Annotated in this window: 16 protein-coding genes; 14 read left to right on the top strand and 2 right to left on the bottom strand. The window is 66.6% G+C overall.

The window, feature by feature from the left end; all coding sequences use genetic code 11:
- The first annotated feature begins 16 nt into the window (after positions 1-16).
- Complete coding sequence (recO, locus tag MEU52_RS12775; RefSeq protein WP_238122666.1) at positions 17-754, top strand: DNA repair protein RecO; 738 nt, start codon at positions 17-19, stop codon at positions 752-754.
- Here the strand turns inward: recO and MEU52_RS12770 are convergent.
- The gene (locus MEU52_RS12770) at positions 745-999 is read right to left on the bottom strand and encodes a hypothetical protein (RefSeq protein ID WP_238122665.1); all 255 of its coding nucleotides are present in this window, start codon (positions 997-999) and stop codon (positions 745-747) included. The genes recO and MEU52_RS12770 overlap by 10 nt on opposite strands.
- 272 nt (positions 1000-1271) lie before the next feature.
- Between MEU52_RS12770 and parC the strand changes: the two genes are divergently transcribed.
- The gene (parC, locus tag MEU52_RS12765) at positions 1272-3509 is read left to right on the top strand and encodes a DNA topoisomerase IV subunit A (RefSeq protein ID WP_238122664.1); all 2238 of its coding nucleotides are present in this window, start codon (positions 1272-1274) and stop codon (positions 3507-3509) included.
- Between the two features lie 4 nt (positions 3510-3513).
- On the top strand, positions 3514-5325 hold the full coding sequence (locus MEU52_RS12760; RefSeq protein ID WP_238122663.1) for a chloride channel protein: 1812 nt from the start codon (positions 3514-3516) through the stop codon (positions 5323-5325).
- A 110-nt stretch (positions 5326-5435) separates the two neighbouring features.
- Here MEU52_RS12760 and MEU52_RS12755 read toward each other — a convergent pair whose 3' ends face one another.
- Entirely contained in the window at positions 5436-6014 is a 579-nt protein-coding gene (locus MEU52_RS12755; protein ID WP_238122662.1) for a flavodoxin family protein, read from the bottom strand.
- Positions 6015-6120: 106 nt separating this feature from the next.
- Between MEU52_RS12755 and MEU52_RS12750 the strand changes: the two genes are divergently transcribed.
- The 11 genes from MEU52_RS12750 (at position 6121) to MEU52_RS12700 (ending at position 14722) form a co-directional block, all read left to right on the top strand.
- The gene (locus tag MEU52_RS12750; protein ID WP_443266901.1) at positions 6121-6486 is read left to right on the top strand and encodes an FtsB family cell division protein; all 366 of its coding nucleotides are present in this window, start codon (positions 6121-6123) and stop codon (positions 6484-6486) included.
- 162 nt (positions 6487-6648) lie between these two features.
- A complete protein-coding gene (gene pdhA, locus MEU52_RS12745; RefSeq protein WP_238122661.1) occupies positions 6649-7662 on the top strand; it encodes a pyruvate dehydrogenase (acetyl-transferring) E1 component subunit alpha in 1014 nt (337 codons plus the stop codon).
- A 9-nt stretch (positions 7663-7671) separates the two neighbouring features.
- A complete protein-coding gene (locus MEU52_RS12740; RefSeq protein ID WP_238122660.1) occupies positions 7672-8025 on the top strand; it encodes a hypothetical protein in 354 nt (117 codons plus the stop codon).
- Between the two features lie 5 nt (positions 8026-8030).
- Complete coding sequence (locus MEU52_RS12735) at positions 8031-9398, top strand: pyruvate dehydrogenase complex E1 component subunit beta (protein ID WP_238122659.1); 1368 nt, start codon at positions 8031-8033, stop codon at positions 9396-9398.
- 145 nt (positions 9399-9543) lie between these two features.
- Complete coding sequence (locus tag MEU52_RS12730; protein ID WP_238122658.1) at positions 9544-10089, top strand: hypothetical protein; 546 nt, start codon at positions 9544-9546, stop codon at positions 10087-10089.
- A 2-nt stretch (positions 10090-10091) separates the two neighbouring features.
- A complete protein-coding gene (locus MEU52_RS12725; protein ID WP_238122657.1) occupies positions 10092-11447 on the top strand; it encodes a pyruvate dehydrogenase complex dihydrolipoamide acetyltransferase in 1356 nt (451 codons plus the stop codon).
- A gap of 229 nt (positions 11448-11676) precedes the next feature.
- On the top strand, positions 11677-11916 hold the full coding sequence (locus MEU52_RS12720; RefSeq protein WP_238122656.1) for a YdcH family protein: 240 nt from the start codon (positions 11677-11679) through the stop codon (positions 11914-11916).
- A 110-nt stretch (positions 11917-12026) separates the two neighbouring features.
- On the top strand, positions 12027-12680 hold the full coding sequence (locus MEU52_RS12715) for a nucleoside 2-deoxyribosyltransferase (protein ID WP_238122655.1): 654 nt from the start codon (positions 12027-12029) through the stop codon (positions 12678-12680).
- The gene (gene lpdA, locus MEU52_RS12710) at positions 12673-14088 is read left to right on the top strand and encodes a dihydrolipoyl dehydrogenase (RefSeq protein ID WP_238122654.1); all 1416 of its coding nucleotides are present in this window, start codon (positions 12673-12675) and stop codon (positions 14086-14088) included. The genes MEU52_RS12715 and lpdA overlap by 8 nt, the downstream gene beginning before the upstream one ends.
- Before the next feature lie 91 nt (positions 14089-14179).
- The gene (locus MEU52_RS12705; RefSeq protein WP_238122653.1) at positions 14180-14458 is read left to right on the top strand and encodes a GlsB/YeaQ/YmgE family stress response membrane protein; all 279 of its coding nucleotides are present in this window, start codon (positions 14180-14182) and stop codon (positions 14456-14458) included.
- A 9-nt stretch (positions 14459-14467) separates the two neighbouring features.
- Positions 14468-14722: a GlsB/YeaQ/YmgE family stress response membrane protein gene (locus MEU52_RS12700; RefSeq protein WP_238122652.1), complete on the top strand. Its 255-nt coding sequence runs from the start codon at positions 14468-14470 to the stop codon at positions 14720-14722.
- The last annotated feature ends 30 nt before the right edge of the window (positions 14723-14752 follow it).

Below are 14752 nucleotides of genomic sequence, written 5' to 3'. Positions count from 1 at the left end.
GCGGGGGAGCGCGGCCGTGGAATGGAGCGACGAAGGCATCGTGCTCGGGGTGCGCCGCCACGGCGAGAGCAATGCCATTGTGGAGCTGCTCACCGCCCGGCGCGGCCGCCATCTCGGCATGGTGCGCGGCGGCGCCTCCCGGCGCCAGGCGCCCATGCTGCAGCCCGGCAATACGGTGAGTGCCACCTGGCGCGCCCGGCTCGACGAGCACATGGGCAATTACACCCTGGAGCCGCTGGTCATCCGGGCGGAAGTGTTCATGCGCGCGCCGCATGCGGCCTATGGCGTCAGCCATATGGCGCAGCTGCTGCGGCTGCTGCCGGAGCGCGATCCGCAGGACGGGCTCTACGCCACCCTGGGCGCGATCCTCGATGCCTTCGAGGTGCCGGCGGCGGCGGCGGTGCTGCTGGCCCGGTTCGAGCTGGCGCTGCTCGGCGAGCTGGGCTTCGGCCTGGAACTGGAGCGCTGCGCGGCCACCGGCCAGAGCGATGACCTGATCTATGTCTCGCCCAAGAGCGGCCGCGCGGTATCGCGCGGGGCCGGCCAGCCCTATGCCGACCGGCTTCTGCCCTTGCCTCCCTTCCTGGTGGGAGACCCCACCGCACCGGCACCGGGGGATGTGGAGGCGGCGCTGCGGCTCACCGGCTTCTTTCTGCTGCGCCGGGCGCTGGAGCCGCGGGGCCTCGGTTTCTCCGAGGCCCGCGCCCATTTCATCGCCGCTTGGCTGCGGCAGACGGCGCCCGATCACCAATAGGGTCGGGGCCGCGGACGCACCCAGGCGCTGCCACAGCGGGTGACCCAATGCCAACGGCCACCCCACCAGCGCCGCTCGCGCCAGCAGCGGCGCACCCAATAGACATTTTCCGGCGCCACCTGCTGCACCGTGCCGCCGAGGGCTGCCGCCGCGCCCCCCAGTGGGGCCGCCATCGCCGGTGCCGGCAGGCCCGCCCAAAGCCCAAGAGCCAAGACGCCGCCCGCCACCCAAAGGATCGTTCGCATCGTCATCTCCTCCGCTGCGGGCCGCACCGCCCGCTGTGCGAAGGAATAAGAGTCGACCCTGCGGAATTTGTTCCCGGACCCGCCAACGGCATGGGAATAAAGGGTAAAAGCAGCCCGATGGTACCGCTGCGGAGGCACGGGGATGCCGCCCCGCCTCGCACCACCTCCGAGCCCGGAAGACCCATGGCGCGGGCCCCTGGAAATCGTCGCGCGGAGGGACAAAAACCGAACAAGCGCCTTGTCGGAGGCGGCGCCGCGCGGTACTCGAAGCCATGGCCACCCGCACACTTCCGCCCGGTGACGGCAATATCGAGAACGTCGCCCTGAAGGCAGCGCTGGAAGAGCGCTACCTTGCCTATGCCCTTTCCACCATCATGCATCGCGCCCTGCCCGATGCGCGCGATGGGCTGAAGCCCGTGCACCGGCGCATTCTGCACGCCATGCGCCAGTTGCGGCTGGATCCGGGGCAGGGGTTCAAGAAGTCCGCCCGCGTGGTGGGCGACGTGATCGGCAAGTTCCACCCGCACGGTGACCAGTCCGTCTATGACGCGCTGGTGCGCCTCGCCCAGGATTTCGCCCAGCGCTATCCGCTGGTGGATGGCCAGGGCAATTTCGGCAATGTGGACGGCGATAACGCCGCCGCCATGCGATATACCGAGGCCCGCCTGACCGAGACCGCCCGCCTGCTGCTGGACGGCATCGACGAGGATGCGGTGGATTTCCGCCCCACCTATGACGGCTCGGAGGAGGAGCCGGCGGTGTTGCCGGCGGCTTTCCCGAACCTGTTGGCCAACGGCTCCCAGGGCATCGCCGTGGGCATGGCCACTTCCATTCCGCCGCACAATGCCGCCGAGCTTCTGGATGCGGCGCTGTATCTGGTGGAGCACCCCAACGCCTTGGCGGTGGACCTTCTGAAATTCGTGCCGGGCCCGGATTTTCCCACCGGCGGCGTGCTGGTGGATGATCCGGTGGGGGTGGCGGAAGCCTATGCCACCGGCCGTGGCGCCTTCCGCGTACGGGCGCGCTGGCACAAGGAGGAGACCGGGCGCGGCACCTATGTGGTGGTGGTGACGGAGATTCCCTATGGGGTCGCCAAGTCCCGGCTGATCGAGAAGATCGCCGAACTGCTCACCGACAAGAAGCTGCCGCTGCTCAACGACATCCGCGACGAGAGCGCCGAGGACATCCGCGTGGTGCTGGAGCCGCGCGCCCGCACGGTGGATGCGGAAGTTTTGATGGAGAGCCTGTTCAAGCTCACCGAGCTTGAGGCCCGCGTTTCCCTCAACATGAACGTGCTGGTGCGCGGCCAGATCCCCAAGGTGCTGTCGCTGGCCGAGGCGCTGCGGGAATGGCTGGACCACCGCCGCGAGGTGCTGCTGCGCCGTTCCAACTATCGGCTGGAGCAGATCGCCCACCGGCTGGAGGTGCTGGGCGGCTACCTCATCGCTTACCTGAACCTCGATGAGGTCATCCGCATCATCCGCGAGGAGGACGAGCCCAAGCAGGAGCTGATGCGCACCTTCGAGCTCTCCGACGTGCAGGCGGAAGCCATCCTCAACATGCGCCTGCGCTCCCTGCGTCGGCTGGAGGAAATGGAGATCCGCAAGGAGCATGACGCTCTGACCAAGGAGCAGGAGGGGCTCAACAAGCTGGTGGGCTCTGAAGGCGCCCAGTGGAAGGCCATCAGCAAGGAGATCCGCGAGACCCGCAAGATCTATGGGCCGGACACCGCCATCGGCAAGCGCCGGACCACGTTTGCTGCGGTTGTGGAGCTGGGCGAGGAGGCGTTCGCGGAAGCGCTGGTGGAGCGCGAGCCCATCACCGTGGTGGTTTCGCAAAAGGGCTGGATCCGCGCCCTGAAGGGCCATGTGGCGGATGTCTCGAACCTGCAGTTCAAGACCGACGATGCCGTGGGCCATGCCTTCTTCGCGGAGACCACCTCCAAGCTCATGGTGTTCGCCTCCAACGGCCGCTTTTACACCCTGGAGGCGTCCAAGCTGCCCGGCGGGCGCGGCCATGGCGAGCCCATCCGGCTGATGATCGACCTCGACCAGGAGGCGGAGATCGTCTCCGTCTTCACCCACCAGCCGGCCCGCAAGCTGCTGGTGGCCTCCAAGCAGGGGCGGGGCTTCGTGGTGGCGGAGGACGATTGCCTCGCCACCACCCGCAAGGGCAAGCAGGTGCTGGTGACCGATCCGCCGGACGCGGCGCTGGCGGTGCGCTTCGTGGACGGGGACTGGGTGGCGGTGATCGGCGAGAATCGCAAGCTGCTGCTGTTCCCGGTGGCCCAGGTGCCGGAAATGACGCGGGGCCGCGGCGTGCGGCTGCAGCGCTATCGCGAAGGGGGGCTGTCCGATCTCAAGGTGTTCCCCATCGCCGATGGGCTCACCTGGCAAGATTCCTCCGGCCGCACCTGGACCGTGACCGAGCTGCTCGACTGGCAGAGCGAGCGCGCCACCGCCGGGCGCCTGCCGCCCAAGGGCTTCCCGCGCACCAACACCTTCTCCTGAGCCCATGGACGCGCGCCCCGACCGCAACAGGACGGGACCGCATGCCGGCCGGCTGGCCCGCTTCTGGAGCCGGCTGCACACCCTGATCCGGGCTGAAGCGCGGGCTCAGGTGCGCGCCCACGAGGTGGGGGTGGTGCTCATCGCCATGGTCATGGGCGTTGGCGCCGGCATCGCCATCACCCTCATGAGCGTGGTCACCCAGGCCATGCACGAGCTGTTCTTCGGCCTTGCCTCCGGCCAGCGGCTCAGTGGCTCCGGGGCACTGCATTCCCCCTGGCTGGTGCTGGTGCCCGCCGTCGGCGGCCTGGTGATGGGGCTCGGCACCCTGGCGCTGAAGCGCTGGCGGCCGCACCCCATCGTCGATCCCATCGAGGCGAATGCCCTGCATGGCGGGCGCATGTCGCTCACCGACAGCGCCATCCTGGCGCTGCAGACCATGGTTTCCAACGGTTTCGGCGCATCGTTGGGCCTGGAGGCCGGCTATAGCCAGATCGGTGGCGGCCTCGCTTCCCGGCTCGGGGCGATGTTCGCCCTGCGGCGCACCGACATGCGCATTCTGGTGGGGGCGGGGGCGGCGGCCGGCATCGGCGCCGCTTTCGATGCGCCGCTGATGGGGGCCTTCTATGGCTTCGAGCTGATCATCGGCGTCTATTCCATTCCCGCCGCCGTGCCGGTGCTGGCGGCCACCATGTGCGCGGTGCTCACCGCCCGCGGCTTCGGCCTGCACCTGGACCCGCTGCCCATCCCCGCCGCGCCGCTGGCGGATCCCGCCTTGATTCTGCCGGTGGCCGGACTGGGGCTGACGGCGGCCATGGTCGCCATCCTCATCATGCGGCTCGTCACCGGGGTGGAATGGTTGGTGGGCCACAGCCGCCTGCCCGCGCCGCTGCGGCCGGCGCTGGCGGGGCTCGGGGTGGGGTGCCTCGCCCTCTATAGTCCCGAGGTGCTCTCCGACGGGCACGGCGCCCTGCACCTCCAGGTGGCGAGCCCGGTGACCGTTTCGGTGCTGCTGGTGTTCCTGTTCAAGGTCACCGCCTCGGCGCTCTCGGTGGGTTCCGGCTTTCGCGGCGGCCTGTTCTTCGCCTCGCTCTTCCTCGGCGCGCTGCTGGGCAAGCTCTATGCGGCGGCGCTGGCTTTCATGTTTCCCGGCTATGGGCTCGATCCCACCCTCGCGGCCGTGGTGGGCATGGGGGCTCTGGCGGTGGGCGTCATCGGCGGCCCGCTCACCATGAGCTTTCTGGTGCTGGAGATGACCGGCGACCTCACCCTCACCGCCTTCGTGGTGACCGCCGCCGCCGTCACCTCGCTGACGGTGCGGGAGACCTTCGGCTATTCCTTCTCCACCTGGCGGCTGCACCTGCGCGGCGAGAGCATCCGCAGCGCCCAGGATGTGGGCTGGCTGCGCGACCTCACCGTGGCGCGCATGATGCGCAGCGATATCGCGACCTTCTCGGCGCTGGGAACCCTCGCGGACTTTCGCACAGCCTATCCGCTCGGCGGGGTGCGGGTGGTGATGCTGGTGGACGGGGCAGGGGCCTATGCCGGGCTGGTGCGGGTGTCGCTGGTCCATGCCAGCCGCTCGGCGCCCGACAGCCCGGTGGCGGCCCTTGCCGCCCATATGGACGCCATGCTCACCCCGGCCATGAATGTGAAGGAGGCCGCCCTCGCTTTCGATGCCGCCCATGCGGACGAACTGCCGGTGGTGAGTGATCGCGAGAGTCGGCGCCTCGTGGGGCTGTTGAGCGAAGCCTATGTGCTGCGCCGCTATGCGGAGCACCTGGACATGGCCCGCCGGAGCCTCGGCGCTGACGACTGACGTCTCTTTCCAGACATGAAAAAGGCCCCCGGGCGCACTGCCTGCGGGCCTTGGATGGCAAAAGACTCACCGGCGACGGCACCGGTGAGTCTTGAGGGGTGTTCAGACGCTCAGGCGCCTTTGGTCCAGCGCACGGCGGCTTCAGCCACGCGCTTGCCGAGATGCGACGCCGTCTTGCGGTCGGCGGTCGGGGGCACCACGTCCGGGCCCTGGTCCACATTCGACTGGGCGAAGGCGCCGGAGAAGCCGCCGAGGCGGTTCAGGTCATTGACGGTCGCGCCGGAGGCATTGTTGCCCGGGTGCAGGCCGAGACCCACCCAGATCATGCCGTGCTGCTGGGCGAGTGTGAACAGGGCGTTCATGCCCTGGGCCTTGTCGCCGTTCTGGGCGCCGGAATTGACGAAGCCGGCGGCCAGCTTGTCCTTCCACTTCAGCTCCATCCAGCGCTTGGAGCTCTTCTCGGCAAAGCCCTGGAAGGCGGCCGAGACATTGCCCATGTAGATGGGCGAGCCGAAGATGATGGCGGCGGCGCCATCCAGCAGCTCCCACTTGGACTCCACCTCCTCCACCGGGACCAGCACGCCCTCCACGGCGTCCACGTCCTGGATGCCGACGAGGACGGCCTCGGCCTGGGCCTTGGTGTGGCCGTAGCCGGAATGAAACACGATGGCGACAACAGGCTTGGACATGATGAGTCTCCCCGAAACGATGTTCGGCCCCCTTTTGCCGTGCATTTCTGACCGGATCTAGGCGATTTTCTGCAATCGCTTTGTGCACCCATGCAAGGGTGGGGCGATGACGCGGCAGCTTAAGGGGCTGGAAACCAGGAGCGGCGAAACTGCGCCCATGCAAAGCCGCTCCCGCCTTCGCTCCTTTCTCGCCACCCTCGCCCTGCATGTCGGTGCGGCCGGGGTGATCGGCTATTTCGCCTACCACGCCTACACCGGCGACCACGGCCTGGTGGCGCAGCGCAGCTATGAGCAGCAGGTGGCGCAGCTGGAGACCGAGCTGGCGGGGCTCAAGGCCCAGCGGGCGGCCATGGAGCACAAGGTCTCCCTGCTCAACCCCACCCGCCTCGATCCCGACATGCTGGACGAGGAAGGGCGGCGCCAGCTCAACTTCATCCACCCCAAGGATCTGGTGCTGCTTCGCAGCAAATGAACTTCGTATCAGTTCATATAGCTTGTGAACGATATTTTAGTTCATCATAGCAAAATCAAGCATTTGCAACGTGTTGCGGTGCAGCAATTCCAATTGATGCTTTGAGCCTGCGGCAAGGTGCGCTAGAGAGTCCGCGAACTTCAGCGCATCCAGAGGTCGCCGATGGCTCCCAGGAAACCCGCCGCCCGCGCCGCCACTGCCGCGGCCGCGCCTGCAACTTTCACGAAAGAAGAGGATTTTCTCGCCTATCGTGAGATGCTGCTGATCCGCCGCTTCGAGGAGAAGGCCGGCCAGATGTACGGCATGGGCCTCATCGGCGGATTCTGTCACCTCTACATCGGCCAGGAGGCCGTGGTGGTGGGCATGCAGATGGCCATGCAGCCGGGCGACCAGGTCATCACCGGCTACCGCGATCACGGCCATATGTTGGCCACCGGCATGGAAGCGGGCGGCGTGATGGCCGAGCTCACCGGCCGTCGCGGCGGCTATTCCAAGGGCAAGGGCGGCTCGATGCACATGTTCAGCATCGAGAAGCAGTTCTTCGGCGGCCACGGCATCGTCGGCGCCCAGGTGTCGCTGGGCACCGGCCTCGCCTTCGCCGATCGCTACAAGGGCAATGGGGCGGTCTCGGTCACTTATTTCGGTGACGGCGCGGCCAACCAGGGCCAGGTCTACGAGAGCTTCAACATGGCGGAGCTGTGGAAGCTGCCCGTCGTGTATGTGATCGAGAACAACAAATACGCCATGGGCACCTCGGTGACCCGCTCCTCGGCGCAGACCGATTTCTCCAAGCGCGGCACCTCCTTCAACATCCCCGGCGAGCAGGTGGATGGCATGGACGTGCGCGCGGTGCGCACCGCCGGCGAGCGGGCGCTGGCCTTCGCTCGCGAGGGCAACGGGCCCTATATCCTGGAAATGCAGACCTACCGCTATCGCGGCCACTCCATGTCGGACCCGGCGAAATACCGGTCCAAGGAGGAGGTGCAGAAGATGCGGACCGAGCACGATCCCATCGAGCAGGTGCGGGCCCGCCTCCTGAACGCCCATGCGGCGAGCGAGGAGGAGCTCAAGAAGATCGACGGCGAGATCCGCGAGATCGTCAACGCCGCCGCGGATTTTGCCAGCCACGATCCCGAGCCGGATCCGGCCGAGCTCTACACCGACGTGCTGCGCTGAGGTCGCGCCATGGCGTCCGCCTTCCTCATTATCGCCCTGGCGGCCCTCGCTGGCGCCGTGGTGAGCTGGGGCGTGGCGGTCGTCAGCGCGCGCCATGCGCTCGCCGCGCGCAAGCGGGCGCACCACGCCAACGGCATCGGCCTTCGTGTGTTGCTGCTGGTGTGGCCGTTCGCGGTGCGGCGCCGTCGCGACGACGACAGCGTCGATGCGGTACGCAGCAGCAAGGCGGTCATCGCCTTCTTCGTTTGCCTGACCGTCGCGGTCGCCGCGACCTCCGCCTACACCAACCTCACCCATAAGCCCGCCACTGCCGGTCCCCAGGGCTCCGTCCCGGCCGGTGGCGCGGCGCCGATCAAGAGCTGACAGCCATGGCCATCGACGTCCTCATGCCGGCCCTCTCGCCCACCATGGAGAAGGGCAACCTCACCAAATGGGTGAAGCAGGAAGGTGACACGGTCAAATCCGGCGACGTGCTCGCCGAGATCGAGACCGACAAGGCCACCATGGAGGTGGAGGCCGTGGATGAAGGCATCCTCGGCAAGATCCTGGTCCCGGAAGGCACCCAGGATGTGGCGGTGAACACCCCCATCGCGATCATCGTCGCCGAGGGTGAGGATGTGAACGCGGCCCCCGCCGCCGCGCCGGTTGCTCCCGTGGCCGCTCCTGCGGTCGCTGCGGCGCCGGTCGCGGCCGCCGCCCCGGCGGCTCCGGTCGCCGTCGCCCATGCCGATCCGGAGGTGCCGGCCGGCACCGAATATGTGACCATGACGGTGCGCGAGGCCCTGCGGGACGCCATGGCGGAAGAGATGCGGCGCGATGGCGACGTGTTCGTGATGGGTGAGGAGGTGGCCGAATATCAGGGCGCCTACAAGATCACCCAGGGCCTGCTCCAGGAATTCGGCGACCGGCGCGTCATCGACACCCCTATCACCGAGCACGGCTTTGCCGGTGTAGGCGTGGGCGCGGCCTTCGCGGGGCTGAAGCCCATCGTCGAGTTCATGACCTTCAACTTCGCCATGCAGGCCATCGACCAGATCATCAATTCGGCGGCCAAGACCCATTACATGTCGGGCGGGCAGGTGAGCTCGTCCATCGTGTTCCGCGGCCCCAACGGCGCCGCCGCCCGGGTCGCCGCCCAGCACAGCCAGGATTATTCGGCCTGGTATTCCAACGTGCCCGGCCTGAAGGTGGTGGCGCCCTATTCGGCGGCCGATGCCAAGGGCCTCCTGAAGGCCGCCATCCGCGATCCCAACCCGGTGATCTTCCTGGAGAACGAGATCCTCTACGGCCACTCCTTCGAGGTGCCGAAGCTGGATGATTTTGTGCTGCCCATCGGCAAGGCCCGCATCGCCCGCCCGGGCAAGGACGTGACGCTGGTGTCCTTCTCCATCGGCATGACTTACGCGCTGAAGGCGGCGGACGAGCTGGCCAAGCAGGGCATCGAGGCGGAGGTGATCGACCTGCGCACCATCCGCCCCATGGATGTGCCCACCATCGTCGCCTCGGTACAGAAGACCGGGCGCTGCGTGACGGTGGAGGAGGGGTGGCCGCAGTCCGGCGTCGGCGCCGAGATCGTCGCCCAGCTCATGGACAAGGCGTTCGACTATCTCGACGCCCCGGTGCTGCGGGTGACCGGCAAGGACGTGCCCATGCCCTACGCCGCCAATCTCGAAAAGCTGGCCCTGCCGTCGGTGGCCGACGTCATCGAGGCCGTCCACGCCGTGACCTATCGGTGATGCTATGGCAGTTGACGTAGAATTTTTCATGAATGGCCTGCCACATGATCGCCATGAGGCTCTCGCCGTGATCTTAAGAAAGTCTGATCGGTTGGATCGGTCCAACCAGGACGACTGTCGGATAGCAGTACTGATACTACGAAAAATGACCGCGAATATACCAGATCTCTTTGTCGAAGAGGACGACAAACACAGCTGGTCTGAAACACTCAGTGTATATAGGAATGAAATTCGGCGTTTTTTATATGAAAACGATACAAAGAAACTTGAAGAGACAGTTGATGAGCAGATTGAATTATGGCTCAGCGAGGCTGAATCTAAAAGTTTTGGATATGCAAAATTAAACGCTTCGGAAAAAGAATTAGTTATCACGCATATTGAAAAAATTAGACTGCTAATTGATGAGAGCTCCCTATCTCAAAGTAAAAAAATAAAATTATTTAATAGATTAAGCTCTTTGTACAATGAGATACTTAGAGATAATACAAAAACAGACGACTTTTTTGCCTTTATGGGAGATTTGGCGTTTACGGTCGGCGAGATGGCGCAGAAAGCAAAGCCGGCAATCGACGAGTTTAAAGCGATTATGCGTATCGTAATGGGTGGTCGTGCGCGTAAGGAGGGGGTGTTGCTGCCCACTGAAGACGATTTACCACAGCTACCAGCGCCAGAACACAGCGAGGGTGAATAGAAATGCCCGTCGATATTCTGATGCCGGCCCTGTCTCCCACCATGGAGAAGGGCAACCTCGCCAAGTGGGTCAAGCACGAGGGCGACACCGTCAAGTCCGGCGATGTCATCGCCGAGATCGAGACCGACAAGGCCACCATGGAAGTGGAGGCCGTGGACGAGGGCGTGCTGGCCAAGATCCTGGTGCCGGAAGGCACCCAGGATGTGCCGGTGAACCAGCTCATCGCCGTGCTCGCCGGCGAGGGTGAGGATCCGAAGGCGGTCGCCGCCTCGGCCGGGCAGGGCGGCGCGCCCGCACCGGCTCCGGCACCCGCTCCTGCCCCCACCGCGGCGCCGGCTGCCGCAGCACCCGCGCCAAGCGCTCCTGCGCCTGTGGCGGCCGCACCGGCGCCGGCTGTTGCGCCGGCCCCGGCGGGCCGGGTGTTCGCCTCGCCGCTGGCGCGACGGCTCGCCAAGGAAAAGGGCGTGGATCTCGCCGCCGTGGCCGGCTCCGGCCCCCATGGCCGCATCGTCGCCCGCGACATCGCCGGGGCCCAGCCGGGCGCCAAGGCGCCGGTGGCTGCGGCGGCGCCCGCCGCTGCCGCTGCGCCCGCCGCCAAGCCGGCGTTGGCCACGGCCCCGGGCGTGGAGCAGATCAAGGCCATGTTCGAGCCCGGCTCCTATGAGGAGATCCAGCTCGACGGCATGCGCAAGACCATCGCCCGCCGCCTGGTGGAGAGCGAGCAGGTCACCCCCACCTTCTTCCTGACGGTGGATTGCGACCTCGACGACCTCATGGCCCTGCGCGAGCAGGTCAACGCCAATGCCGCCAAGGACAAGGACGGCAAGGCCGCCTACCGCGTCTCGGTCAACGACTTCATCATCAAGGCGCTGGCTCTGGCGCTGCAGAAGGTGCCGGCCTGCAACGCCGTGTGGGCGGAAGACCGGGTGCTGCGCATGAAGCATTCGGACGTGGGCGTGGCGGTGGCCATCGATGGCGGCCTCTATGCCCCGGTGGTGAAGAAGGCCGAGCAGAAGACGTTGTCGGCCATCTCCAACGAGATGCGCGACCTCGCCACCCGCGCCCGCACCAAGAAGCTGAAGCCGGAGGAATATTCCGGTGGCTCTTCCTCGGTGTCGAACCTGGGCATGATGGGGATTCGCAATTTCACAGCCATCATCAACGCCCCGCAATCCTCCATCTTCGCCATCGGCGCGTCCGAGCAGCGGGTGGTGGCGCGCGACGGCGAGATGAAGATCGTCACCCAGATGACCGTGACCATGACCTGCGACCACCGGGTGATGGACGGCGCCCTGGGCGCCGAGTTGCTGGCCGCCTTCAAGGGCTTCATCGAGAAGCCCATGAGCATGCTGGTGTGAGCAGGCTGGTTTGAGCTTGCGGACGTGAGGCCGGGCAGGGCGGGTGGTCCACAGCCGTCCGGCACCTCCGGGTTGCCCCGGCCTGTCCCCACGTCTCCGGCTGGTGTAAGGCAGGCGCGGCGCGCATCACGCGCGTGCCCTGCGCCCCTCCGGGCGCTGGAGAGGCTTGGTGCCGGCGCCCGTTGCGGATCTCGCAAGGCGGCGGCGCCCAACACAGGTGAAACGACAGATGAGCACCCATACGCCCCACGAGCTCGCCGCCGACCTCCCGGAATATGCCGAGAAGATGCAGGCGCTGAAGGAGAGCGATGCCCACTTCGCCAAGCTCTACGAGGCTTATCACGAGGTGAACCGCCAGGTGCACCGCGCCGAGACCGACGTGGAGCCCCTCGGCGACGACGAGATGGAAGAGCTGCGCAAGCAGCGCATGACCCTCAAGGATGAGCTTTACGCCATCCTGAAGAAGTGACCCCGGGGCGGGGCGCACCCGTCCCCTGATCCTCCGGAACGCGGCCATGGCTTGCGTTCCGGAGCCGAGGGGCCGGCGCCTGGGCGCCGGCGCCATGGAGTGCGGACGCGATGAAGCTCTACCTCGCCGGCCCGGAAGTGTTCCTCGACGATGCGCGCGAGATCGGCCGGCGCAAGATGGCGCTGTGCGCGCGCTTCGGCTTCACAGGCCTCTACCCCATTGATGGCGAGCCGCTGCTGGTGGATGCCAGCGGCACCTTGAGCCGCACCATTTTCCTCAACAACATCGGCTTGATGCGCGCCGCCGACGCCGTGGTGGCGAATCTGACCCCGTTCCGCGGAGTCAGCGCCGATCCCGGTACCGCGTTCGAGCTGGGCTTTGCCTTCGCCCTGGGCAAGCCGGTGGCCGCCTATTCCAACAGTCCTGGCGAACTGAAACACCGCGCCCATGCCACCATCGGCAGCGCCGAGGTCGCCGATGCGCCGGCCACGCTGCTGCGCGACGGCCTCCATGTGGAGGACTTCGGCCATTTCGACAATCTCATGCTGGCGGAGGCGCTGAGTGCCTCCCGCCTGCCGGTGATCCAGGCCGAAACGGCCGCCGGCGACCCCTTCCGCGACCTCGATCTGTTCGAGCAGGTGCTGGAAACCCTGGCGGCGGCCCGCGCGGCGGGCCGTCTTGGCGCCGGGTCGTCGTCATCCCATCCGGAAGTCGCCCCAGACATGCGCGGCGAAAAGGCATCCGAGGAGGCATCCCATGGCTGATACCTACGACATCATCGTCATCGGCGGCGGGCCGGGCGGCTATGTGGCCGCCATCCGCGCCGCTCAGCTCGGCTTCAAGACCGCCGTGGTGGAAAAGAGCCACCTGGGCGGCATCTGCCTCAACTGGGGCTGCATCCCCACCAAGGCGCTGCTGCGCTCGGCCGAGATCTACCATTATATGGAGCACGCCAAGGATTACGGTCTTTCGGCGGAGAAGATCGGCTTCGATCTCGATGCCGTGGTGAAGCGCTCCCGCGGTGTTTCCGCCCAGCTCTCCACCGGCGTCGGATTCCTGCTCTCGAAGAACAAGGTGGACGTGATCTGGGGCAAGGCCCTCATCACCGCCCCCGGCAAGATCAAGGTGGAGGCCGCCGAAAACCCGCCGAAGGGCGCCAAGGGCGGCGGCGCGTATGGGGCCAAGCACATCATCGTCGCCACCGGTGCCCGCCCGCGCGCGCTGCCGGGCCTGGAGCCCGACAAGAAGCTCATCTGGACCTATTTCGAAGCCCTGAAGCCGGACCGTATGCCGAAAAGCCTGCTGGTGATGGGCTCGGGCGCCATCGGCATCGAGTTCGCTTCCTTCTATCGCACGCTCGGCGCCGAGGTGACGGTGGTGGAAGTGCTGCCGCAGATCCTCCCCGTGGAGGACGAGGAAATCGCCGCCCACGCCCGCAAGCGCTTTGAAAAGCAGGGCATGAAGATCCTCTCCGGCGCCAAGGTCACCGGCGTCACCAAGAAGGCCGACAGCCTGGTGGTCCATGTGGAGGACGCCAAGGGCGCCAAGCAGGACATCGAGGTGGAGCGCATGATCTCCGCCGTCGGCGTGGTGGGCAATGTGGAGGGCCTCGGCCTCGAGGCGCTCGGCGTGAAGATGGAGCGCGGCATCATCGCCACCGATGGCTATGGCCGCACCAATGTGGCGGGCCTCTATGCCATCGGCGACATCGCCGGCGCGCCCATGCTGGCCCACAAGGCCGAGCACGAAGGGGTGATCTGCGTCGAGACCATCAAGGGCCTCCACACCCATCCCATGGACAAGCTGAAGATCCCCGGCTGCACCTATTGCACGCCGCAGATCGCCTCCGTCGGCCTCACCGAGAAGAAGGCCAAGGAGGCCGGCCGCGAGATCAAGGTGGGCCGCTTCCCCTATATCGGCAACGGCAAGGCCATCGCGCTGGGCGAGCCGGATGGGCTGATCAAGACCATCTTCGACGCCAAGACCGGCGAACTCCTGGGCGCCCACATGGTGGGGGCGGAGGTGACCGAGCTCATCCAGGGCTTCGTGGTGGCCATGAATCTGGAGACCACCGAGGAGGAGCTGATCCACACGGTGTTCCCGCACCCGACCCTCTCGGAAATGATGCACGAGAGCGTCATGAGCGCCTACGGCCGCGCCATCCATATCTGACGCGCCAGCGGGCCTTGCCGACGCTGCGTCGGCGGGCCATCTGGGGTATGAAGGGACGCCGGCGGGTCCGGCGTGAGGCGGAGGGGCAAGGATGAACGCGGAAACCTATGCGTTTCTGAACCAGCCGGGTGTCGGTTTCTTTTCCATGATCGTCATCGGCATCATCGCCGGCTGGGTGGCCGAGCGGGTGACCGACAGCAGTCACGGACTGCTCACCAACCTCATCGTCGGCATCGCCGGCGCGTTCGTGGGCGGCGAGTTCGCCACGCTGCTGAACATCCCGGTGTTCGGCTTCTTCCGCACGCTGATTGCCGCCATCGTCGGCGCCATCGTGCTGCTGTGGGTGTGGCGGGCGATCCGCTCGCGATAGGAGGGACGCATGGGTCTCATCATCTCCATCGTGGTCGGCATCCTGGCCGGATACATCGCCGAGAAGGTGATGAAATCGAACGGCGGCCTGTGGACCAACCTCTTCGTGGGGCTCGTGGGAGGTCTGCTCGGAGGCTGGGTGGCGAGCGGGCTGGGCCTGAACTATATCGGGGATGGTTTTCTGGATCGGCTGGTGGTCTCCACCTGTGGCGCGATCCTGCTGCTCGCCATCTGGCGCGCCATCCGCGGCACCAAGCCGGCCTGACGCCGGCACAGACAGTAGGCGCCCTCGCGC

Origin of the sequence: Xanthobacter sp. NM-25, from assembly GCF_022138605.1 — a bacterium.
Lineage (GTDB): Bacteria > Pseudomonadota > Alphaproteobacteria > Rhizobiales > Xanthobacteraceae > Xanthobacter.
This window is presented reverse-complemented; position numbering and strand designations above follow the sequence as displayed.

Coding starts and splice junctions, on each gene's coding strand:
- MEU52_RS12770 (WP_238122665.1), bottom strand. CDS start 999: ATGCGAACGATCCTTTGGGTGGCGGGCGGCGTCTTGGCTCTTGGGCTT.
- parC (WP_238122664.1), top strand. CDS start 1,272: ATGGCCACCCGCACACTTCCGCCCGGTGACGGCAATATCGAGAACGTC.
- MEU52_RS12760 (WP_238122663.1), top strand. CDS start 3,514: ATGGACGCGCGCCCCGACCGCAACAGGACGGGACCGCATGCCGGCCGG.
- MEU52_RS12755 (WP_238122662.1), bottom strand. CDS start 6,014: ATGTCCAAGCCTGTTGTCGCCATCGTGTTTCATTCCGGCTACGGCCAC.
- MEU52_RS12750 (WP_443266901.1), top strand. CDS start 6,121: ATGACGCGGCAGCTTAAGGGGCTGGAAACCAGGAGCGGCGAAACTGCG.
- pdhA (WP_238122661.1), top strand. CDS start 6,649: ATGGCTCCCAGGAAACCCGCCGCCCGCGCCGCCACTGCCGCGGCCGCG.
- MEU52_RS12740 (WP_238122660.1), top strand. CDS start 7,672: ATGGCGTCCGCCTTCCTCATTATCGCCCTGGCGGCCCTCGCTGGCGCC.
- MEU52_RS12735 (WP_238122659.1), top strand. CDS start 8,031: ATGGCCATCGACGTCCTCATGCCGGCCCTCTCGCCCACCATGGAGAAG.
- MEU52_RS12730 (WP_238122658.1), top strand. CDS start 9,544: ATGACCGCGAATATACCAGATCTCTTTGTCGAAGAGGACGACAAACAC.
- MEU52_RS12725 (WP_238122657.1), top strand. CDS start 10,092: ATGCCCGTCGATATTCTGATGCCGGCCCTGTCTCCCACCATGGAGAAG.
- MEU52_RS12720 (WP_238122656.1), top strand. CDS start 11,677: ATGAGCACCCATACGCCCCACGAGCTCGCCGCCGACCTCCCGGAATAT.
- MEU52_RS12715 (WP_238122655.1), top strand. CDS start 12,027: ATGAAGCTCTACCTCGCCGGCCCGGAAGTGTTCCTCGACGATGCGCGC.
- lpdA (WP_238122654.1), top strand. CDS start 12,673: ATGGCTGATACCTACGACATCATCGTCATCGGCGGCGGGCCGGGCGGC.
- MEU52_RS12705 (WP_238122653.1), top strand. CDS start 14,180: ATGAACGCGGAAACCTATGCGTTTCTGAACCAGCCGGGTGTCGGTTTC.
- MEU52_RS12700 (WP_238122652.1), top strand. CDS start 14,468: ATGGGTCTCATCATCTCCATCGTGGTCGGCATCCTGGCCGGATACATC.